We start from the raw sequence: 692 nt of genomic DNA, 5'->3' as shown, positions 1-692 counted from the left end.
TTCGTAGTCTTTGATTGGGCCAAAAATTTTCGCACAGAATAGACCATCACGCTCAGGCTTGAACGTACGGTAGTTGATGGTTTCCGGCTTCTTAACTTCACCATATGACCACGAACGAATCATTTCAGGTGACGACAAACCAATACGAATCGAATCAAATTCTTGAGAGTCGTTTTGGTTTTTCAACAAATTTAATAAATCTTTCATCGCTTGCTCCGGTAGGAGTTATTGTTTGCGGGCTTCATATTTGAATCAGCCCGCGACGCTAATCATTGGGTTATCGACTGACTACTCAGATTCCAACTCGATATCTATACCCAATGAGCGAATTTCTTTGACCAATACGTTGAAGGACTCTGGCATGCCAGGCTCCATACGATGATCGCCATCAACAATGTTTTTGTACATCTTAGTACGACCGTTCACGTCATCCGACTTAACGGTAAGCATTTCCTGCAAGGTATATGCAGCACCATATGCTTCAAGTGCCCATACTTCCATCTCACCGAATCGCTGACCACCAAACTGAGCCTTACCGCCCAATGGCTGCTGCGTAACAAGACTGTATGAACCAGTTGAACGCGCGTGCATCTTGTCGTCAACCAGGTGGTTCAATTTCAGCATGTACATATAACCGACCGTTACAGGGCGATCAAATGCGTCACCAGTACGTCCGTCATACAAAACTGTTT

1 protein-coding gene and 1 pseudogene are annotated in these 692 nt (G+C 44.7%); both read right to left on the bottom strand.

Annotated features, from left to right (window positions below):
* The coding region (locus A3762_RS03505) for a hypothetical protein (RefSeq protein ID WP_156493189.1) at nt 1-207 on the bottom strand (207 nt) is incomplete at its 3' end.
* 81 nt (nt 208-288) lie between these two features.
* Nucleotides 289-692, bottom strand: a pseudogene (locus tag A3762_RS03500) (DNA-directed RNA polymerase subunit beta); the annotation flags it as partial.

Source organism: Oleiphilus sp. HI0125 (assembly GCF_001635355.1).
The sequence above is the reverse complement of the archived record's forward strand: the minus strand, read 5'-3'. Positions and strand labels throughout refer to the sequence as shown.